General features: G+C 55.5%; 22 protein-coding genes. 10 read left to right on the plus strand and 12 right to left on the minus strand.

Features of this window, described 5'->3' with window-relative positions:
- Window positions 1-92: 92 nt before the first annotated feature.
- The gene (gene purB, locus AC2FJW_RS06300; protein WP_496749520.1) at window positions 93-1,397 is read right to left on the minus strand and encodes an adenylosuccinate lyase; all 1,305 of its coding nucleotides are present in this window, start codon (window positions 1,395-1,397) and stop codon (window positions 93-95) included.
- Window positions 1,398-1,486: 89 nt separating this feature from the next.
- Here purB and AC2FJW_RS06305 point away from each other — a divergent pair, with 89 nt between their 5' ends.
- The 5 genes from AC2FJW_RS06305 to AC2FJW_RS06325 all read left to right on the plus strand — a co-directional run bounded on the left by AC2FJW_RS06305 (window position 1,487) and on the right by AC2FJW_RS06325 (window position 3,944).
- Window positions 1,487-1,819, plus strand: coding sequence for a hypothetical protein (locus AC2FJW_RS06305; protein WP_281994446.1), 333 nt, complete (start codon window positions 1,487-1,489; stop codon window positions 1,817-1,819).
- Window positions 1,816-2,238, plus strand: coding sequence for a DUF6314 family protein (locus AC2FJW_RS06310; protein WP_496749521.1), 423 nt, complete (start codon window positions 1,816-1,818; stop codon window positions 2,236-2,238). Before AC2FJW_RS06305 ends, AC2FJW_RS06310 begins: the two co-directional genes overlap by 4 nt.
- 75 nt (window positions 2,239-2,313) lie before the next feature.
- A complete protein-coding gene (locus AC2FJW_RS06315; RefSeq protein WP_142633110.1) occupies window positions 2,314-2,901 on the plus strand; it encodes a biotin transporter BioY in 588 nt (195 codons plus the stop codon).
- A 136-nt stretch (window positions 2,902-3,037) separates the two neighbouring features.
- Complete coding sequence (locus AC2FJW_RS06320; protein WP_496688467.1) at window positions 3,038-3,595, plus strand: hypothetical protein; 558 nt, start codon at window positions 3,038-3,040, stop codon at window positions 3,593-3,595.
- 10 nt (window positions 3,596-3,605) lie between these two features.
- Window positions 3,606-3,944: a hypothetical protein gene (locus AC2FJW_RS06325; RefSeq protein WP_496688465.1), complete on the plus strand. Its 339-nt coding sequence runs from the start codon at window positions 3,606-3,608 to the stop codon at window positions 3,942-3,944.
- 6 nt (window positions 3,945-3,950) lie between these two features.
- On the opposite strand, the gene AC2FJW_RS06330 is transcribed toward AC2FJW_RS06325, so the two are convergent.
- Complete coding sequence (locus tag AC2FJW_RS06330; protein WP_496688463.1) at window positions 3,951-5,165, minus strand: bifunctional alpha/beta hydrolase/OsmC family protein; 1,215 nt, start codon at window positions 5,163-5,165, stop codon at window positions 3,951-3,953.
- A gap of 232 nt (window positions 5,166-5,397) precedes the next feature.
- Here AC2FJW_RS06330 and AC2FJW_RS06335 point away from each other — a divergent pair, with 232 nt between their 5' ends.
- Window positions 5,398-5,580, plus strand: coding sequence for a hypothetical protein (locus AC2FJW_RS06335; RefSeq protein ID WP_142633116.1), 183 nt, complete (start codon window positions 5,398-5,400; stop codon window positions 5,578-5,580).
- A gap of 4 nt (window positions 5,581-5,584) precedes the next feature.
- On the opposite strand, the gene dddP is transcribed toward AC2FJW_RS06335, so the two are convergent.
- Window positions 5,585-6,928 carry a dimethylsulfonioproprionate lyase DddP gene (gene dddP, locus AC2FJW_RS06340; protein ID WP_496749522.1) on the minus strand — a complete coding sequence of 448 codons (1,344 nt, stop codon included), beginning with the start codon at window positions 6,926-6,928 and terminating at the stop codon, window positions 5,585-5,587.
- A 122-nt stretch (window positions 6,929-7,050) separates the two neighbouring features.
- On the opposite strand from dddP, the gene AC2FJW_RS06345 reads away from it, so the two are divergent.
- The gene (locus AC2FJW_RS06345) at window positions 7,051-7,794 is read left to right on the plus strand and encodes a heme-dependent oxidative N-demethylase family protein (protein WP_496749523.1); all 744 of its coding nucleotides are present in this window, start codon (window positions 7,051-7,053) and stop codon (window positions 7,792-7,794) included.
- A 37-nt stretch (window positions 7,795-7,831) separates the two neighbouring features.
- Here AC2FJW_RS06345 and AC2FJW_RS06350 read toward each other — a convergent pair whose 3' ends face one another.
- From AC2FJW_RS06350 to AC2FJW_RS06370, 5 genes are all read right to left on the minus strand, one after another.
- A complete protein-coding gene (locus AC2FJW_RS06350) occupies window positions 7,832-8,746 on the minus strand; it encodes a hypothetical protein (protein WP_496695849.1) in 915 nt (304 codons plus the stop codon).
- A 197-nt stretch (window positions 8,747-8,943) separates the two neighbouring features.
- The gene (locus AC2FJW_RS06355; protein ID WP_496749524.1) at window positions 8,944-9,732 is read right to left on the minus strand and encodes a lytic murein transglycosylase; all 789 of its coding nucleotides are present in this window, start codon (window positions 9,730-9,732) and stop codon (window positions 8,944-8,946) included.
- 65 nt (window positions 9,733-9,797) lie between these two features.
- A complete protein-coding gene (locus AC2FJW_RS06360) occupies window positions 9,798-10,442 on the minus strand; it encodes an MSMEG_1061 family FMN-dependent PPOX-type flavoprotein (RefSeq protein ID WP_496749525.1) in 645 nt (214 codons plus the stop codon).
- A gap of 105 nt (window positions 10,443-10,547) precedes the next feature.
- Complete coding sequence (glnA, locus tag AC2FJW_RS06365; protein WP_142633127.1) at window positions 10,548-11,954, minus strand: type I glutamate--ammonia ligase; 1,407 nt, start codon at window positions 11,952-11,954, stop codon at window positions 10,548-10,550.
- Window positions 11,955-11,989: 35 nt separating this feature from the next.
- On the minus strand, window positions 11,990-12,328 hold the full coding sequence (locus tag AC2FJW_RS06370) for a P-II family nitrogen regulator (protein ID WP_142633129.1): 339 nt from the start codon (window positions 12,326-12,328) through the stop codon (window positions 11,990-11,992).
- A 169-nt stretch (window positions 12,329-12,497) separates the two neighbouring features.
- On the opposite strand from AC2FJW_RS06370, the gene AC2FJW_RS06375 reads away from it, so the two are divergent.
- The 3 genes from AC2FJW_RS06375 to tig all read left to right on the plus strand — a co-directional run bounded on the left by AC2FJW_RS06375 (window position 12,498) and on the right by tig (window position 17,196).
- On the plus strand, window positions 12,498-14,285 hold the full coding sequence (locus tag AC2FJW_RS06375) for an NAD(P)H-hydrate dehydratase (RefSeq protein ID WP_496695844.1): 1,788 nt from the start codon (window positions 12,498-12,500) through the stop codon (window positions 14,283-14,285).
- Between the two features lie 271 nt (window positions 14,286-14,556).
- Window positions 14,557-15,681, plus strand: a complete 1,125-nt coding sequence (locus tag AC2FJW_RS06380; RefSeq protein ID WP_496749526.1) for a porin — start codon at window positions 14,557-14,559, stop codon at window positions 15,679-15,681.
- 183 nt (window positions 15,682-15,864) lie between these two features.
- Window positions 15,865-17,196, plus strand: a complete 1,332-nt coding sequence (tig, locus tag AC2FJW_RS06385; protein WP_271948081.1) for a trigger factor — start codon at window positions 15,865-15,867, stop codon at window positions 17,194-17,196.
- Between the two features lie 97 nt (window positions 17,197-17,293).
- Here the strand turns inward: tig and AC2FJW_RS06390 are convergent, their stop codons facing one another.
- The 4 genes from AC2FJW_RS06390 to rplI form a co-directional block, all read right to left on the minus strand.
- On the minus strand, window positions 17,294-18,151 hold the full coding sequence (locus AC2FJW_RS06390; RefSeq protein WP_496692344.1) for an acyl-homoserine-lactone synthase: 858 nt from the start codon (window positions 18,149-18,151) through the stop codon (window positions 17,294-17,296).
- A gap of 97 nt (window positions 18,152-18,248) precedes the next feature.
- Complete coding sequence (locus tag AC2FJW_RS06395; RefSeq protein WP_185956601.1) at window positions 18,249-18,950, minus strand: helix-turn-helix transcriptional regulator; 702 nt, start codon at window positions 18,948-18,950, stop codon at window positions 18,249-18,251.
- Between the two features lie 191 nt (window positions 18,951-19,141).
- Window positions 19,142-19,618 (minus strand): transglycosylase SLT domain-containing protein, encoded by a 477-nt coding sequence (locus AC2FJW_RS06400; RefSeq protein WP_281994455.1) that lies wholly within the window; start codon window positions 19,616-19,618, stop codon window positions 19,142-19,144.
- 152 nt (window positions 19,619-19,770) lie between these two features.
- The gene (gene rplI / locus AC2FJW_RS06405) at window positions 19,771-20,391 is read right to left on the minus strand and encodes a 50S ribosomal protein L9 (protein WP_142633139.1); all 621 of its coding nucleotides are present in this window, start codon (window positions 20,389-20,391) and stop codon (window positions 19,771-19,773) included.
- Window position 20,392: the final 1 nt, after the last annotated feature.

A 20,392-nucleotide genomic window follows, 5' to 3' on the forward strand; every position in this document is an offset into this window, starting at 1 on the left:
TAGAAAGCGGGAATGATCCTGCCGTGATCAAGCAAAGAAAAACCCGCACAAAAATTTTGTGCGGGTCAGTATTGCAGAGTCTTTACGAAATTTTACTCGCCAAACACCCGGGCAAAGATCGTATCGACATGTTTGGTGTGATAGCCGAGATCGAATTTCTCTTCGATCTCCTCCTTGCTCAACGCGGCGGTCACGTCAGTATCCGCCAGAAGTTCTTCTTTGAAGTCTGTGCGGTGTTCCCAGACCTTCAACGCGTTGCGTTGAACCATAGCATAAGCCTCTTCCCGGCTGACCCCTGCCTGCGTCAGCGCCAGCAGAACCCGCTGGCTCATCACTAGACCGGGGAACTTGTTCATGTTCTCCATCATGTTCTCGGGGAAGATCAGCATTTTGTCGATCACGCCCGTCAGTCGAGCCAGAGCAAAATCCAGTGTGATCGTGGCGTCCGGCCCAATCATGCGTTCCACCGAGGAGTGTGAGATGTCGCGTTCGTGCCAGAGCGCCACATTCTCCATCGCCGGGATCACCGCCGCGCGCACCATGCGCGCCAGCCCGGTCAGGTTCTCGGTCAGTACAGGGTTCTTCTTGTGCGGCATCGCCGACGACCCTTTCTGCCCCATCGAGAAGAACTCGGCCCCCTCAAGAACCTCGGTCCGCTGCATGTGACGGATTTCAATTGCGACGTTTTCTATGCTGCTGGCGATCACGCCCAACGTGGCAAAGAACGCGGCATGGCGGTCGCGAGGGATGACCTGCGTACTGATCGGTTCGGGCACCAGTCCCAGCTTGTCGCAGACATGCTCTTCGACCTGAGGGTCGATATTGGCAAAGGTGCCGACCGCGCCGCTGATCGCACCTGTTGCAATCTCGGCCCGTGCGTCGCGTATGCGGGACAGGTTGCGATCCATCTCGGCATAGAAGCGCGCGAATGTCAGGCCCATTGTGGTGGGCTCGGCGTGGATGCCGTGGCTGCGGCCGATGCGGACAGTGTCCTTATGTTCGATCGCGCGGCGTTTCAGAGCGGCCAGCAAACCTTCGAGGTCGGCGATCAGGATGTCGGCAGCACGGGTCAGCTGAACGTTGAAACAGGTATCCAGCACGTCCGAGCTGGTCATGCCCTGATGCACGAAACGCGCCTCATCACTGCCGACATGCTCGGCCAAATGGGTCAGAAAAGCGATGACATCGTGTTTGGTGACGGCCTCAATCTCATCAATGCGGGCCACATCGAATTCCACATCCTTGGCCTTCCACACGGCCTCGGCGTTTTCACGCGGGATCACGCCCAGATCGGCCATGGCGTCACAGGCATGGGCCTCGATCTCGTACCAGATGCGGAACTTCGTCTCGGGCGACCAGATGGCGACCATGTCGGGGCGGGAATAACGTGGAATCATTGGCAGCGGCACCTTTTTATGATTTGGCAGAGGTCGTTGCGGCGCGGTTTAAACCCAGCCGCCCTACGGAACAAGGCGCGAGTGCGGTGATGAGACGGTTTGCCCTGATTTTATCCCTTTGGCCTGGTGTTGCGGCAGCGACAGAGTTCTGGCCGCTGACGGGTGATGAAATTGCCGAAGCCTTGTCGGGCAAAAAACTAACTTATGGCGACGGCATCTGGCAAACATTCGACCAAAGCGGGGTGACCCATTATTTTTCGGGTCGTCCCAGCACCGGAAAGTGGGCCGTGCAGGGCGATCAGTATTGCTCGGTTTGGCCGCCTTCGGATATCTGGGCGTGTTATGATGTTCTGCAAAGCGGTGTCATCATTCGATTTATTGACGGCGCAGGCGAGATCACAGACGGGTATTATCCCGAATGACCTTTCCAAACGAACTGACCGACTTCGAAGGGGACTGGAGCCTGTCACGCACCATTCGGGATGCGCGGGCCGGGCAGGTGGTTTTGGCCGATGGCTCTGCGCGATTCACCAGGTCCAAAGACGGTCTGATCTATGACGAGACGGTAACTCTGCGCATTCCGGGCCAGCCCGAGATGATGGGAACGCGCCGATACCTGTGGCACGACAAGGGCGAAAGCGTTGCGGTGTATTTAGATGACGGGCGTTATTTCCACGCTCTCAAGCTGGGCCAGGCGCAGGCTGCGGATCACCATAATTGCCCGCCGGACAGCTATGACGCAGTCTATGATTTCTCGGGCTGGCCCTGCTGGAGGGTCCGTTGGACCGTGTCCGGCCCCCGGAAATCATACGAAATGAATACGGAATACATGCTGCGGTAGCGTAATCATCTTGCAGATGCGGCGCTGACAGGGCATTCCTGTTGCAGAATCTCGGTCCGTTTAGGGAGAAACAACATGAATGCGAACGTATTGGCCAATGCATTTGGCCCTCGTGAAGGGACGGCGCTGCGCGTCAAACAGGTGGTTTTGGTTGCTTTGGGCATCGTTGCCTTGGCAGTCGCCGCCAAGATTAAAGTGCCGATGTGGCCAGTTCCAATCACCATGGGTACATTTGCGGTTCTGACCATCGGCACCGCCTATGGCGCAAGGCTGGGTCTGGTAACCATGATGGGCTATCTGCTGATCGGAGCGCTGGGCTTTGACGTATTCGCGGGCTCTTCGGCTGAAAAATTCGGCCTGACTTACATGATGGGTGGCACTGGCGGCTACCTGGTCGGATATGTGCTGGCAACCCTGATGCTGGGTACGCTGGCCGCGCGCGGCTGGGACCGTTCGGTCGTGAAAATGGCGCTGGCGCTGGTACTGGCCAACGTTCTGATCTATGTCCCCGGCCTGCTGTGGCTGGGCCAGCTCTATGGCTGGGACCAGCCGATCCTGGCATGGGGCCTGACACCATTCCTGGTGGGTGATGCGATCAAGCTCGCGCTGGCCGCGCTGCTGATCCCCGGCCTGTGGAAGCTGGTGGGCGACGCCCGCACCTAAACCACAGTCAACCTAGTTGACATGAACCGCGCCCGGAGCGATCCCGGCGCGGTTTTTTGTTGCGCCAACAAGAGGCTGGACAAAACCGGTCGACACAGTTCAAGCTGTAGCAATAGAAACAACAGGTTATTCAGATATGCCTAATCTATTGAGGGCTGTAACCCTTTCCTGCGCGGTTGTTTGCGCCGGGGCAGGGAGTGCAAAAGCCGAAACACCGATCACCTATACTGATGAAGGGCGCGCCTTGTTCAGCTTTGCGGTACCAGATTTTTGGTCGGTTCGTACTGGCGGCCCGCGTGAGGTCGATGACACCGAGCTGAACGATCCCCGCGCGGTTGCCCGGGTCATGGGGATCAAACCGGTAACGGATGACAGCGTATGGATTGGATTTGTCTCGCCATCTGGTGTGTCATCCATCGACGGTGGCCTGCGATACCTTCAGGATATCGACAAGTTTCTGGTCAAAGATCCGATCGTTTCGGAAACAGTCGCAACCCAGATCGGAGGTCTGCCAGCGCGGGTTATCCGCGGTACCGGCACCCGTGATCGGCGGGGGATAAATTTCACGGCCACAGTGATTGACTTGCCGCGTGATCGCGTGGCTGTCGCAGTGGCCGTATTAAGAGACGGCGCCGATCCTGGCTATGTGGACGACCTGAATGCCGTATTCGCGTCATTCCGGTCGCTTCAGTGAGGAGGTTTGGATGACTCGTAAGCTGATGAAACGGTCGATCGCCGCGCTGGTATTCGGTTTGACCAGTATCACCTTGTCTGCCTGCGACGGCGTGACGGTTGGTGTGGGATACGGATATGATCCGTTCTATGACTCGATGCTTTGGAACGACTACTATCACGACGTTGATGTGGACATTGATGTAAATCGTCCACCGCAGGGTAAGCCTCCGGTCAAACCCAAACCTCCGGTCGCCAAGCCCCCGGCGCGCCCACGCCCCCCTGTCGCCAAGCCCCCGGCACGTCCACCGGTTGCCCGGCCGCCAGTTGCCCGGCCGCCTATTCACCGCCCGTCACCGCGGCGGCGCTGATGCGGATCACGACAGCAATTCCGTCGTGATTTTCGCTGTTCCTTCAAGTGTTCTGTGAACAGGGCACTTGTCGGCGATTTCAAGCAGACGTGCGCGCTGATCCTGATCCAAGGGGCCCTCGAGCCGGATTTTGCGGCGGAACAGATCGACCTTGTTGTCAGTGATCAGACCCGCATCCTGTGCGTGGACCTTGTTATGGCAAACATCGACAGTGATGCCTGTTAGTGGCCAGCCCTTGCGCCGCGCATACATCCGGATTGTCATCGAAGTACAGGCTCCAAGACCCGATGACACAAAGCCATAGGGCGACATACCGCGGTCGGTGCCTCCATATGAGGCCGGTTCGTCTGCTACAACATGATGCTTGGGGCCGGACTGAATGTCTTGCTGGAATCCGTTGGGATCGGCCTCAGTCACCCGCACTACGCCTTCGGGAGCACCCGGTGGTGGGGCAGGCGGGCGCAGCACCACATAGCGCGTAACCCAAGCCGCTATTACATCTGCAGCATATTCCGCATCCGCCGCGCGTGTAATCAGGTGATCAGCGTCGTCCAGCGTCACGAAGCTTTTGGGATGTTTGGCTGCCAGAAAGATCGCGCTTGCATTGTCGATACTAACCGTTTCGTCGCGTGGCGCATGAAGTATCAGCAGCGCGGCCTTCAAATCCGCAATCGCAGGGGTTAGCGCGGATTGGGCGATATCTTCGACGAACGCTTTGCCAATACGGAACGGGCGACCACCCAAAGTGACCTCGGCCGATCCCTCTTGTTGGATTTCCGACAGTGCGGCGTCGAAATGGTGCGAGACATGCCCTGGATCGGCAGGCGCGCCCAGCGTCACAACGGCCTTAACACTCGAAATACCAGCTCGGGCGCGCAGAACCGCTGCCCCTCCGAGAGAATGCCCGATCAGCAGAGACGGGGACATGTTCCGTCCAGCCAGATACCGTGAGGCGGCGATCAGATCCTCAACATTCGAGGTGAAGGTGGTGTTTGCAAATTCGCCGTCTGAATGACCCAAGCCTGTGAAATCAAACCGTAACACCGCGATACCCATCGCTGCCAGACGGGCTGCGATCCTGCGCGCGGCCGGGATATCTTTTGAACAGGTAAAGCAATGGGCAAACAATGCCGTAGCAAGGACAGGCCCGTCCGGCAGGTCGAGGCGTGCAGCCAGTTGGTGGCCGTCGTGACCGGCAAAGGTGATGCGTTCGGTGGGCATGGCAGTTCCTTACGTCATGAGGTGCCTCAATATTGTGGCCGCCAGCGAGGGGTCTCAACCCCTATGTAAGAAGCGTCACGGGAAGGTGAGACTGGGTCAGGGGCCGGCGGAGTTCTGGTGCGATAGATTGCATCAACTTTTGTGATGCATTCCCAATCAAACATTCACTTTAATAAAGCGAACGCCACCCTCATCTTGAGCCTGTCGAACACAACCAGCCACGGAGGCAACAATGGTACATCTCACTTCTCAGCCACATGGCACAAATCTTCGCGTAGATTTACTGATCGCTATCGCCGTAACTGCGGTCATCAGTTTTGCCGCGGGTCAGAACTGGACACAGCCGACATCTTTTGCCAGCACCGAAATCGAGGACTGGCATGGGAACGTCAAACGATCAAACTGGCCGAACTGACGGATCAGGCGAAACCCATAAGCCGTGGATCAAAGGGATAGGTGGACAGGTTTTCATACCCATCCTCAGTGATCAGAACCTGATCTTCGAGTTTGATTGAGAAATCTCCACCTACCTCGCCAACCGCAGCTTCGACGCATAGAACCATGCCCGGTTCCAGCGGATAATCATAAGCGCCGGCGACGGCCTTGTCCGGATAGGCGACCAGAGGCCACTCGTCACACAGGCCAACGCCGTGCATCAGGCAGCCGTATTTCTGGTCCTGAAACTTGCTATCCAACCTATGGCTGTTGGCGGTCAGTTCAGGGATCATAACGCCGGGTTTCAGCATCTCCATATTTGTCATGATATGCTCATGCGCGTGCTGCATGGCATAGACCATATCCGGGCGGGGTTTCTCGTCCCCGATCCACCAAGTGCGCGAGATATCGATGCAGATGCCGTAAGACCCGATCAAATCGGTATCGAAGGCGATGATTTCATTCTTTTGCGTGATCCGGGGACCACATTCCTGAAACCACGGGTTGGTGCGTTGGCCCGAGGCCAGCAGGCGGGTTTCGATCCATTCCCCGCCGCGCCGGATGTTTTCGGCATGCAGAATGGCCCAGATGTCGTCTTCCGAGGTTCTTCCGTCTCCGACATTAGCGCGGGCAAATGCCTCCATCTCGGCCACCGCGGTCTCGCAGGCGTGGTTGGCACATCGCATCGCCAGAATTTCGTCCGGGCCTTTCACGGCGCGGGACTTTTCAGTGACTTCCTCGCCTTCCATGATCTCGAACCCCTGGGCCTCAAGGGCGCGCAAACCGTGCAGCATGATCTTGTCCACAGCCAGCCGCTTGTTACCGCCGCCATGCGCATCAATCAGCGCCCGCACTTCGTTCGAGAGTACATCCGCGGCAACATCGACCTTGTCGCCGCGATCGAAATAGAACAGGTCGGCGCCCGACCGCTGTTCCTTCACTAATGGGTTGAATTGGCTTAGAAAAGGTGAGTTTTTATAGTCCCAGATCACCATATACCCGTCGGCACATAACAGCACTGCGCGGAAGGGGTTATGCGTGTTCCAGAGCTGCATGTTGGTGCTGTCTGTGGCGTATCGAATGTTCAGAGGATCAAACATCAACAAGCCACCATAGCCACGATCAACGATGGCCTTGGTCAGACGTTTCCACCGATACTCACGCATCCTCTCAAGGTTCGGCAAGGACAGGCCGGCGGCTTCCCATTCGGCGAAGGCCAGCTGTGTGGGGCCGATCTCGATCCGGTCCAAATCATTGGGAGTGCCGTCCCCAAGCGCTGTGCCTTTGGTGGGGTCGATCTTGCGGATATCTCTATGGTGACGGTTCAAAGTAGCCCTCCCTGCCTGTCTATCGAGCGTGAAGAAGCATTCTTTCAGCGTCTTGATAATTTGCGACCGCCATCCGTCGCTTTTTGACCGACAAGTCGAAGTGTCGATGTTAGGTCGGGCTCATGACGACCATTTTGCAGACCTCTACTCCCTATGATCCTTTGAAACCCCGCCCGCTGCCGGGTATTCAGCCCGCCAGTATGGAAACTTGGTTGCATCAGGACGAAGCGTTCGCGGCCCAGATGGAATATCGGGAAGCGTTGCTGAAAGAGCGTCACGCTGATGTTCTTGCGCTGGCGCCCGAAGCCGAACCAGCCGCACAAGAAGTCTTGGACCTGGTGTTGCAATATGCGTACCCCGGATGCTCAGACCTCGTCACGAGAGCCGATGGGCAGAAGGTCCAGATTGATCGGCAGGCCCCAATGGAAACCCTTTGCAGACTGGTGCAGGAGGATATCTGTATCTTGCAAAAGCAAGGGGACGAACATGTTTTGACTGGCGCGGTTTTGTGTTTTCCAGCCAGTTGGCGACTGTCAGAAAAATTCATGCGCCCCCTGATCGACATCCATGTACCGGTCAACAGCTACGACGAAAGCATCGCGCGCCGTGTCCAGCGGTTGTTTGATGGAATTCAGCCCGATAAGCCGCTCTGGCGGTTTAATGCGCTGTGGTATGAGGATGCCGATCTGCATCAGCCTCGAAGCGCTACAGAACCGCGCGAGGTCAGTTCACCCCGAGCCGCGTGCTATTTGCGCAGCGAGAGGCAAACATTGTTGCGGCTGCCGAAAACGCGGGCTGTGGTTTTTTCGATCCACACCTATGTTCTTGAGGCTGGAAGCCTTCGCCAAAAAGAAAACCCCACCTGACGGCGGGGCTTCCTAGGAGGGTCTTATTGGAATTGGTCTACATGCCTAAAGCAGTTGCCACACCCGCAAAGGCACCGCTGGTGCTGAGCGCTGATATTGCAACCGAATAGGCTAGTACCTGAGTATTCAGGCGGAAATCTTCACCTCGGATCAGGTTGACGGCAGCCATCGAGGCCGCGATCGGGACCGACACGCTGGCCACGGCACCCGTAAGTCCCCAACTGGTAAGTCGCAGGATATCACTGGGTTTCTCGTGGTCGAGGGGGGGAGTGTCGGTCCGATCATCCGGTTTCTGCTCGATCGGTTCTGTCCGAAAAGCAATGCTAAGCAACTGCTCGTCTGACAGCTGGATTGGCCGCGCATGTGAGGTCTGCGTTTTGTTTCTTAGCTCATCCAGATCTTCTGTCTCCGTTAATTCAAGACCTGCAAACGGCCCGGAAACGGATTCGAAAATTTGTTTTCTGTCCCGCTGTTTAACGGGCGCCAGAGTGTCAAAAGCACTCATGAATTGTTCCATGGTCAGGACTGTATTCGGAGACAGCCATTCCACGCGCTGAGTCGCACAGATATCAACCATGCGATACAGGATCACAACAAGCATAAGCTCCGAGATCTCGCTGTCGTCCAGCAAGGCGGATACAGGGGTAATTGTGACCGTCAACCGGTTTTCGGGCAGGGTCACCCGGGGTTTCGAGACGGTTCTCAGACCGGCCGCACGGTCCCGCCGTTCAAACCGGTCTTCTGTTTCAGCCAGTTGGGTATCCAGCGTAAGGCGCACAAGGTACTGACTTGAGACGATGCTAGCCTCGGTCGTGTTCAGGATCGTTTTGCGCTCAACAAGATGGCCGTAATCTTCCAGGGTCGCCGCCACGATGGCACCAAACCGCTCGATCGCGCCATTGGTCTTGCCTGTGAACTGCAGGCCGCCGTGATAGCTGTGCTTCGGAGTCACTGCGCATTCCTTTGTGCATTCCGTCAGATGACTCAAATTATCAACAGATAAGGGAAAGAATTGGGCGGAAATGGAAAAAAATGAGAAATCGGCAAGATTGATTACGCATTGGAAACCTAGGCATTTTAAGGGCTATTTAGCGTCTGTGGCGACAATGTGTCTGAATTGCGGTCGCCCTACATGACAGACCGACACAATCATCCGTCGATTCGAGCAGCCATGATTGCGATGGATTCTTGGTACACCGTCGCGGCATTCCACTGTTGAATGACCGCAAAATTCGGTTGGCCCGGTTGATATCCGCGTCCGGGCTTCCAGCCCTTTTTACGCAGGAAATTAGCGGTCGAGGCCAGCGCATCGGTCATATTGTAGAAATCGACCTGACCGTCACCCGTGGCATCCACACCGTATTCCAGGGCATTGCCCGGCAGAAACTGTGTATGTCCCAGCTCACCATGCTTGGCACCAACAGTGTTGGTCGTAATGCTGCCTTGATCGACCAGCTTCAGTGCTCCGATAGCGTGGGGGATGAAGAACTCGGATCGGCGACAATCATAGGCCAAAGTGGTTATTGCTGAAACAACCTGGCTGTCACCCATGAAATTTCCAAATCCTGTTTCCATTCCGTGAATAGCGATCAGAACGCCCGCTGGCACCCCATACTGGCGCTCGAGCGTCGCATAGAACTGAGGGTTCCTGGCTTTGCGCTTACGGCCCTGCGCTACGATGGTATCCGCGCCGCGGATCTGCATGAATTTGTCCAGCGAGTATTTAAAACTCTTTTGGTTTCGGTCCGCGGCAATGGTTCGGGTGGCGTATTGGCTTTGGCTCAGCGCCTGCAATCCCTTCTTTTTTACTCCCGCGCGCTGGGCCTGCTTCGCGAAATCCCGCTTCCAGGTCTCAAATCCATTTCCGGTGTTGCCACAGGGGGCCGCTGCCGCAAAGCCAGGTAGAGAAATTGCCAAAATAAGAGCAAGCCGAAGCATCTTGTAATCCGATCCAATGAAATGACAGGGGCAGCCTAGGCAGGGAAGCCGCACACGAAAAGGGGTTAATAAAGGTCGAGTTCCCCGGTGCCCTTCAGGCTATCAAACCATTCATCCGGCGTTTTGTCGATTTTGGCGTGCTTGACCATCATGACGTTCATATTGGGAAGCCCTGATGAATCTGGCCAGTTTTCAGGTTGCCACAGATCCGACCGGATGACGCATTTAGGGCAATGTGCAAAAGCGGTCTCGATATGAATCATAAGGGCTAGCTTAGGCGCGCGATTATTCACTGCCATACTGTTCAGCAAGTCCGGGTCAATACATATGCGCGCGGTTCCTCGGATGCGCAAAGTCTCCAACTTGCCAGGCACTAGGAAGATCACACTGACACGCGGGTCCTGTATTATATTGTGAAACGTGTCAGTCCGCTTGTTGCCTGGGCGGTCGGGAATGGCGATCAGAGTGTCTGAGATCACCCGAACAAACCCTTCGGGATCCCCACGAGGAGAGATATCCAGATAACCACCCGGATTGGCCGAAGCTATCAGGCAGAAGGTCGACTTGGCGATAAAGTCGCGGCACATGCCGTCCAGCGCGGCTTGTTCCTTGGCGATGATCTGGGGAAGGGGCGCGCCGGTGATGCGCTCCAGTCCCTCTTTCGAAGCGACGAAATCCGAGAACGGGGCGAATGCGGTTTCGGCTGACATGCGATCTCTCCTAACCGGGGTAATGGCAAGTGTGAAAGATCGGGCCAAACGAAACAAGGGGCGCCCGATGGACGCCCCTATAGAGTTATCGTCGAAAATGCTGGATTAGCAGCTGTAATACATGCCGTATTCAACCGGATGCGGCGTGTGTTCGTAGGTTTCGACTTCGTCCATCTTCAGTGCGATGTAGCCGTCGATCTGGTCTTTAGTGAACACGTCGCCCTGCAGCAGGAAGTCGTGATCCGATGCCAGGGCTTCCAGAGCTTCACGCAGTGAACCGCAAACCGTCGGGATGTCGGCCAGCTCTTCGGCCGGCAGATCGTACAGGTTCTTGTCCATGGCTTCGCCCGGATCGATCTTGTTCTTGATGCCGTCCAGACCAGCCATCAGCAGCGCGGCAAACGCCAGGTAGGGGTTTGCGGCCGGATCAGGGAAGCGGGCTTCGACGCGCTTGGCTTTCGGGCTTTCGGTCCATGGAATACGGACACAACCCGAACGGTTACGAGCCGAGTAAGCACGCAGGACGGGGGCTTCAAATCCGGGGATCAGACGCTTGTAGCTGTTGGTCGCCGGGTTGGTGAAGGCATTCAGTGTCTTGGCGTGCTTCAGGATACCACCGATGAAGAACAGTGCCTCGTCCGACAGATCAGCATACTTGTCGCCAGCAAACAGAGGCTTGCCGTCCTTCCAGATCGACATGTTCACATGCATGCCGGTACCGTTGTCGCCTGCGATTGGCTTCGGCATGAAGGTCGCCGATTTGCCGTATGCATGCGCCACGTTGTGGATGATGTATTTGAACTTCTGCAGCTCATCTGCCTGTTTGGTCAGGCTGTCAAAGATCAGGCCAAGCTCGTGCTGGCACGACGCAACCTCGTGGTGATGCTTGTCGACCTTCATGCCCAGACGCTTCATGGTCGACAGCATTTCCGAACGCAGATCCTGGGCTTCGTCGATCGGGTTGACCGGGAAGTAACCGCCCTTAACCCCCGGGCGGTGGCCCATGTTGCCCATTTCGTATTCGGTGTCGGTGTTCCAGGATGCATCAGTTGCATCAACTTCGTAGGATACTTTGTTGATGCTGTTGGAAAAACGAACGTCGTCGAACAGGAAGAACTCGGCTTCAGGACCCATATAGGCCACGTCGCCGATACCGGTTGCTTTCAAGTAGGCTTCAGCTTTCTGGGCGGTGCCGCGCGGGTCACGCTCATAAGCTTCGCCGGTGTCGGGCTCGACAACTGAGCAATGCACGCAGATGGTTTTCTCTGCGTAGAACGGATCGACATAGGCGCTGTTGGTATCGACCATCAGTTTCATGTCCGAGGCTTCGATGGACTTCCAGCCAGCGATGGAAGAGCCATCGAACATGAAGCCTTCTTCAAGGAAGTCTTCATCTACCTGATCGGCCACCAGGGTGACGTGCTGCAGTTTGCCGCGCGGGTCAGTGAAGCGGACGTCGACATATTCGGCGCCTTCGTCCTTGATTAGCTGAAGAACTGCGTCCTTGCTCATTCTCTTGATTCCTCTGAATTGAAGATTTGGTCTTGTTACAGTGCGTCCGAACCGGTTTCGCCGGTACGGATGCGAATTGCTTGTTCGACGGGTGAGACAAAGATCTTGCCGTCGCCGATCTTGTCGGTTTTGGCGGCGGAAACGATGGCTTCGATGGCGGCATCGACCAGATCGTCGTCCAGCACAACCTCGACCTTCACCTTGGGCAGAAAGTCGACCACATATTCCGCGCCGCGGTAAAGTTCAGTGTGACCTTTCTGACGGCCAAACCCCTTGACCTCGATCACGCTGAGGCCCTGGACACCGACGTCCTGCAGCGCCTCTTTCACTTCGTCCAGTTTGAACGGCTTGATGATCGCTTCGATCTTCTTCATACCGGGCTCCCTTTAACTCTTGTCAGGATGGCACTGACCACGTCTAAGATCGGGCGGCAATGTGAATGAGAAAATGGCGATGCCGGGTTGCATGGAAATTGGATGGCCGGTGAAATTTTGAACAGTTTGCACAAAAAATAGTCAAAATTGAATCGCACGAGGGTTCAGCATGACAGATTTACTGACTGCAGCACAGATGCGGGCGATCGAACAAGCGGCCATTGAGTCCGGTGAAGTGACCGGTCTTGAGCTGATGGAACGGGCTGGGCAGGGTGTTGTCGAGGCGATTTTCGAGGAGTGGCCAGAGTTGAACAGGCGAGGGGCCCGCCCCTCGCGTTCTCTGAGGTATCCGGGGCCAGATGAAGAGGATCCGTTGCGGGCAGTTGTCTTGTGTGGGCCAGGAAACAACGGCGGGGACGGGTTCGTCGTGGCCAGGCTTTTGCGGGAGCAAGGGTGGGAAGTCGCGGTGTTTCTGTATGGCGACCTAGAGAAGCTGCCGCCGGATGCGCGGGTGAATTATGAGCGGTGGCAGGAGTTGGGGGAAGTTATACCGCTGACTGAAAAGGACATGCGCAAGGGTGGTTCTGCCGATCTTTACGTTGATGCTCTGTTTGGGACGGGGCTGAAGCGCGGCTTGGACGGAGAATTGTTCAAGGTCGTTCGGCATCTTTCTGGTGTGAACGGGGACCACTATACCGACCGCCTGGTCAGCATAGATGCCCCATCCGGCTTGTGTTTGGACAGCGGGCGGGTGTTGCATCAAGAGCCATTGAACCTATGGCCTCGCGAATTTTTGGACGGTGTACCCGCAGAGATGCGAAACAAGGTAGCTCCTGCGGGCGGCGCGCGTGCTTTGCATGACCGTTTTGCTTGGTTGACAGTGTGTTTCGACAGCCCAAAGCCTGGGCATTTTCTGGCGCAAGGACCGGATTTGTGCGGCAAGCTTGTTGTGAAAGACATCGGTATTTCCACGCAGCGTTGCCGCTTTAACGGTGAACCATACGACAGTGCGTTCACATTAGGTCCCAAGCCTTTTCGCAGGGCGAGCCGACCTGCTTTTCTAACCCTTGCCGAAGCACCTGGCCGCGTGAAGGACGAGCGAACATGGGTTGGGTTGCCGCTTTATCGCTTGCCCAAATTCAAACAACAACACAAGTATTCCCATGGACATGCGCTGATCCTGTCCGGTGGTTCTGGCAAGACCGGCGCGGCGCGATTGGCGGCGCGGGGTGCTTTGCGGATTGGGGCCGGGTTGGTGACATTGGGTGTTCCTCCGGCGGCACAGATGGAAGTTGCGGCGCAGGTAACCGCGATCATGTTGCGGCGGGTTGAAGATGATAATGCACTGTCGGAAACCCTTGAAGATGAGCGCTTGAATGCTTTGTGTCTTGGCCCCGGTTTAGGTCTGGAGCGAGCACGGCATTTGGTGCCTGTTGCCTTGGCCTCAAAACGAGCGACAGTTTTGGATGCGGGCGCACTGACGGCGTTTGCAGACGACCCGCTGACGTTGTTCGACATGCTGCATGACGGTTGCGTGTTGACCCCGCACGGGGGCGAGTTCGCGCGGCTGTTCCCGGATATCTCGGAAAAGTTGAAGGCGGTTCCCACCAAAGGCCCGGCCTACTCTAAGGTTGACGCCACCCGAGAGGCTGCCAGGCGGGCAGGGTGCGTGGTTCTGTTCAAGGGACCCGATACCGTGATTGCGGATCCGAACGGCCGATGCTCAGTGAATTCGGCCGTTTATGAACGTGCGGCGCCCTGGTTGGCGACAGCCGGGGCCGGCGATGTGTTGGCGGGGTTTATCACCGGGTTGCTGGCACGGCGGTTCTCGCCTTTGCAGGCCGCGGAAACTGCGGCATGGCTGCATGTGGAATGTGCGCGATCTTTCGGGCCGGGGTTGATCGCTGAAGATTTGCCCGAACAGTTGCCACGGGTTTTGCGGGAAGTAGGTCCTTAATCGCCTCGGCGAAAATCCGCCGCTGCAGTATTCGATGTCCCGAAATGAGCGTATGGTGAAATTCAGGTCAGGCGTCAGTATTGCGGCAAGCGGTCTGGGTGACTTGGATGACATATATTCTATCGTTTTGAAGTAGATCAAATTAACACCCTTCAGCTGCGGTTATATTCGCACAAGATGCGCGAGCTGAATGGGCCCGAGACAGGGGATCATAGAGAAATCGCGCACAAGCGAGCAGTGCCCGTAAATGGATCCATTATGGTGAATGACTATGACCCAGAAAGTATCGATAAGCACGATTGCGACTTGTCTGACCGCTGCATCGGCCATCCCAGCAGCGGCGGAGCTTAGATATGACAACAACAGCGGCGGTTATGTTGAGCTGTATGGCCAGTTTAACCCCGTAATTGTCTCAGTTGACGACGGGGATGAGACGGAAACCCGTTTGCTGGACAATGATCTGTCCAACAGCCGGGTAGGGCTGTTTTTGATGCAACCCTACGGTAGCAATGAGTTTACCTTCCGTTTCGAATCCGGTCTGGGCCTGCCGAGCACGGGGAGCGCCAACCAGGATGGGACAAATGCCGATGGTTGGAACCGTGAAGATATTCGGCACGTCGATTTTGCGTTGAAGGGTGGCTATGGTAAATTTTCTGCCGGGCAGGGCAGCATGGCCTCGGATGGAGCGGCCGAATCCGATCTATCCTATGTTGGCACGGCGCTCTATTCGTTCACCAATGATGAGAATGGCGCCTTCTTTTATCGTGAGTCTGATGGAATGCTAAGCGGCATTACCGTTGGTGACACATCTGATAACTTCGATGGTTCAAGGCGCGGGCGCATTCGCTATGACACACCAGATTTCAACGGGTTTTCGGCAGCGATAGCCTATGGTCAGAACATCCTGTCCAGCAGCGATGACGATGATTACTACGATGTGTCGGTGTCCTATGGAAATACCTTATCCAACGGGGTGGAGATTGCTGCATCCCTCGCCTACGCCGTGCGCGATTACGATAGCGGATCCGGGGAGAGAAAAGACACAATCGGGTCCGCCTCGGTTCTGCTGCCCAGTGGTTTCAGCGTAACCGCAGCTTTGGGTACAAGAGATGACACTTCCAGCGGTGCCAGTGACCCGAATTATTGGTATGCGAAGCTTGCGTATGAAGACGATTGGGTGTCATGGGGTAAGACTGGTATCGGCATCGACTATTTCGACGGATCTGATTTCTCGATCGACGGCTCAAGTACGAAGGCCTGGGGTATTGCTGTCGTACAGCGCATCGACAGTATCAATACCGATGCCTATTTGAAATACCGTAACCATGATTTCGATGACACCACGAGTTTCGATGACAACGAGGCTTGGGTGCTGGGTGCGCGCTGGAAGTTCTGATCCCGCGAACAATTCCTCAAGAACGCTCCGGCCAGGTCCGGGGCGTTTTTTTGGTCAAATCGGCGGCAAAACAAGGCTGATCCGGGCTTTGCCCCTTGCACGCGGGCGGCTGGGCAAATAGAAGGCCTCAAATTTGCCCGGCGCGCCGTTTTGCGCGCCCCGAATCCTATGGGGACTACCATAATGCAGGTTACCGAGACGCTGAACGAAGGTCTGAAACGCGGCTATAACATTGTCGTATCCGCAGCTGAGCTGGATGACAAAGTTAACGAGAAACTGGTCGAAGCACAGCCTGAAGTCGAGATGAAGGGCTTTCGCAAAGGCAAGGTACCGATGGCACTGCTGAAAAAGCAGTTCGGTCAGCGTCTGCTTGGCGAGGCGATGCAAGAAAGCATCGACGGTGCAATGAACCAGCATTTCGAAGACAGCGGTGAGCGTCCGGCACTTCAGCCTCAGGTGAAGATGACCAATGAGGATTGGAAAGAAGGCGACGACGTACATGTCGAGATGTCTTATGAGGCCCTGCCTGCCATCCCTGAGGTCGACTTGAAATCGGTTGAATTGGAAAAGCTGGTTGTCAAAGCCGATGACGCGGCCGTTGAAGAAGCGCTGGGCAACCTGGCCGAAACCGCGCAGGATTTCAAATCTCGCCGCAAAGGCTCGAAAGCCAAGGACGGCGACCAGATTGTGTTCGATTTTGTCGGCAAGGTTGATGGCGAAGAGTTCGAGGGCGGATCCGCTGAAGACTATCCGCTGGTTCTGGGTTCCAACAGCTTCATCCCCGGTTTCGAAGAGCAGCTGGTTGGCGTAAAGGCCGAGGAAGAAAAAGACGTAAACGTCACCTTCCCCGAAGAGTACGGTGCCGAGCATCTGGCCGGCAAAGACGCTGTGTTTACCTGCACCGTCAAGGATGTGAAAGAACCCGTCGCCGCCGAGATCAACGACGAGCTGGCCACCAAATTTGGTGCAGAAGACTTGGAAGCGCTGAAAGGCCAGATTTCAGAACGTCTGGAAGCGGAATATAGCGGTGCTTCGCGGGCGGTTATGAAGCGTGCTCTGTTGGACGCATTGGACGTGAAGGTTTCGTTTGATCTGCCACCGTCGCTGGTAGATGCCGAGGCCAAGCAGATCGCACACCAGCTGTGGCACGAAGAAAACCCGGAAGTGGAAGGCCACGACCACGATGAGATCGAGCCGACCGACGAGCACAACAAGCTGGCCGAACGCCGCGTGCGTCTGGGCCTGTTGCTGGCCGAACTGGGCCAGAAGGCCGAAGTTGAAGTCACCGATGCAGAGATGACCCAAGCGATCATGAACCAGGCGCGCCAATACCCTGGTCAGGAACGCCAGTTCTTTGAGTTCGTGCAGCAGAACGCTCAGATGCAGCAGCAACTGCGCGCGCCGATCTTCGAAGACAAAGTCATCGACTATATCGTCGAGCTTGCCCAGGTTGCGGATAAAGAAGTCAGCAAAGACGACCTGCAGAAAGCCGTAGAGGCATTGGAAGAGGAGTAATCCTCTTCTGCCCATAGAATTCTTATGGGCACAAAAAACGGAGCCGTCTGAAAAAGACGGCTCCGTGTGGGTGGCTTTATGCTATGAGGTGAGGGGGTCAGGCCTCATGAGCAAAAGCACGGGGGGTCCTTAGCAGAGCAGTTTTCTGCTCTGGGGTGAACCGATCCGAAACTGCTTCGATCAGGTTCAATACAGCTTCGACTTCGGCTTTTGTGGTTGCCGAATTCATCTGTTCGACAAAGTACTTTTCCATCTGGCTTAGTGGTTGGTGGTCGTAGTTCGCCACACCTGTATCTGCCGGTGTTTTGTTTCTGGCATACAGATCTATTGCCTGCTCGTCCGTCAGGAATACATCGTGAGCGATGTTCGCATATTCCCGAATTCCGGAAATTCTCTCATCTGAGCAGTCCATCAAAGCGGCCATGGCGACGACTTTACCCATGGGCTTAGCACTGCCGAGGTAGTCATAAGGCGCGTTACCGGACCTTTGCAGAACGCGGTTCATAACTGGATCAATCACCGCGATCGAGTCAAGAACGCCAGCCGCTTTGGCATATTCGAAAGAGCCAATCATAACTTCGCTGGTCACATAGGATACAGAATTTTCACCGCGCCCTCGGCCCAGTTTTTTAGTATCGACACAGAACCGGGTGGCTTCCCAGACTTGCGCGCTCCGAATTGGAGGTTCTCCATCCAGGATCGAATGGAAAACATCGGACAGCATATGCGGTCCTTTGGTTTGCAGTAGTCTCATGCACCCGACAACGTCCCCCTCGTCGTCGATGCTGACTACATGTGCTGGATGCAGATCATCGAAGTGGTCGCGCTCGCGCCCATCCTCAATATTGACCTCCCAACCAAGGCGATCGCCGAAAACACGAGCGCGCAGTTTGAACATGTCATCCAAGACATCTTTGAACTTATGTTGATTAATACCATCAATAACGATGATCATTTCCATCCCCCTACAGTCTGGTTACCGTAGGGTTTAGGTTAACCAAGAAATAAGCGCAGACTATTAGGGATTTCCCGTAGAAGTGCTTTTTTTTTGATTAACCAGGGGCAATTAGGCCCAGGCCGATCGCACGACCAATAGCCTGTGAGGTGGTCAGTGCGCCCAACTTTTCACGCCCGGACCGCATATGAACTTCGACGGTACGGTGTGAAATAGACAAAATATCACCGATATCTTGTTGCGACTTTCCATCAGCTACCCATTGGAGGATTTCCTGTTCGCGTGTGGACAGTGTGGGCAGGTAAAGAGCTTTGGCCAGCAAGCCGGATTGCATAACAGTATCGTGGGCTTGAACGGCAGCAAGTTGCAGATCACCCATGACATGTTTCTTTAGCTTATCCCATTCGGAATCCGAACAGTCCCGGGTAACGTTTAACAGTCCGCATTCACCATAAGGTCCACGAACGGGAACTGTTAACCCCCTGGAACTAATGCCAAAATCATGGGCGTCACGGAATACCGCGTTGAACTTCTCGTCCTGATCAAAGCGTCCCCAATCAACGGGTGCAATGCTTAGGACAGATTGATAAAGCGTCGGATCGAAGTGATGAAAGCCTTGGCTGCCATAGTGGATTTTCCACTCATCTGGATAGTTTGCATAGCCCTGCACATCACCTTTCACAGGGTTAAAGGTGGCATAAGACGCATAGTCGAAGCCAAGCTCTTCGCAGACGGCGTTTATAACGTCAGCGGCCGACTTCTCTGTGTGGTCGACCGCGGCCAAATCTATAAGTTTCACCTGTCCAACCCTTGTGGCGGCATATCTCTCCCCCAAGACATGCCAGACTTGTCCTTAGGGGTATACGTTGCGTCAACCACAGGGCATTGTGCAAGCAAATTGTTCGCCTTGTGTAGTCATATTGCGATGTAATGGCAACAGAATGGTCCGAAACAGCATGTCTCAGATGATTCGTTTGGGGGTAAATCCGGTTATTCTGGACGTAACCCTGTTTCGACCAGCATCCCACGCGCCTTTGCTTCGGGATAGAACCCTTTTGCGTAAAGGAATATGGCGCGTTGCTGGTCCCCGTCGGACAATAGCCAAGCGCCCCGTAGATATTTCCCGGCAAATTCGAGATTTGTGTCTGCATCCAAAAGGCCTTTGGCGTTTCCAGTATATCCCATTGAACGAGCTGTGGCCGGCAGGATTTGCAGCAAGCCATAATAAGGCCGATTCACAGCCCAAGGTCGGTGAGTGCTTTCGCGAATTGCTAGCTTGTGCACCAGTTCGCGCGGCACTTCGTAGTGGTCGGCCCATTTGTTTATGGAGGCCCGCAGTTCCGGTGTTTCGTTGGGATAGAGCGGAGGATCAAACGTGTTCTGGGTTGGGGTATCGGGCCCTCCGCACGCCGCAAAGGGTGCAATTATCAATAATGCCAATACACTGCGGCGCAGAAGAAATGTCATTGATCGTCTCCGAATAATTATTATGCGATGATAGGAAACCTATTGATGACCGCAAGCAAAGGCCGGGGCCCAAGCTGGATTTCGCCGGGCGGAGGCATAAAAAAGGCCGCACAGATCGTGCGGCCTTTCTTGTTCAATTCGAAACCCGAGGATCAGGCTTTGGCTTCGTCTTCTTCGGCCGAAGCATCCTGAGCAACCAGATCGTCGTCGTCGGAAGCGGCGGAACCGATATCGTCGAACAGCTCGGCGATTTCGAATTCTGCGGCGGCTTCTTCTTCGGCGGCCAGTTCCTGAATCGATTTGCCCGATGCCTGTAGTTCGGCTTCTTCTTGCGAACGAGCAACGTTCATTTCGATTTTCACTTCAACCTCGGGGTGCAGTTTAACTGCGACTGTGTGCAGACCCAGGTCCTTGATCGGTGCAATCAAGGCAATCTGCTTCTTGTCGACAGTGAAACCTGCTTCGGTTGCGGCGTCTGCGGCGTCACGCGGGGTGACCGATCCGTACAGTGCGCCGGCATCCGAGGCCGAGCGAATCACGATGAATTGCTGTCCGTCCAGCTTCTCAGCCAGCGCTTCAGATTCTTTCTTGGATTCCAGGTTGCGGGCTTCAAGCTGCGCTTTCTGGGCTTCGAACGACGCGATGTTGGCGTCCGATGCGCTCAGCGCTTTGCCCTGAGGCAACAGGAAGTTGCGGGCATAACCGGACTTGACGTCAACGACGTCGCCCATCTGACCCAGTTTCGCAACGCGTTCCAGCAGGATAACTTGCATG

The sequence above is a fragment of the Ruegeria sp. CDSA020 genome, from assembly GCF_059612345.1.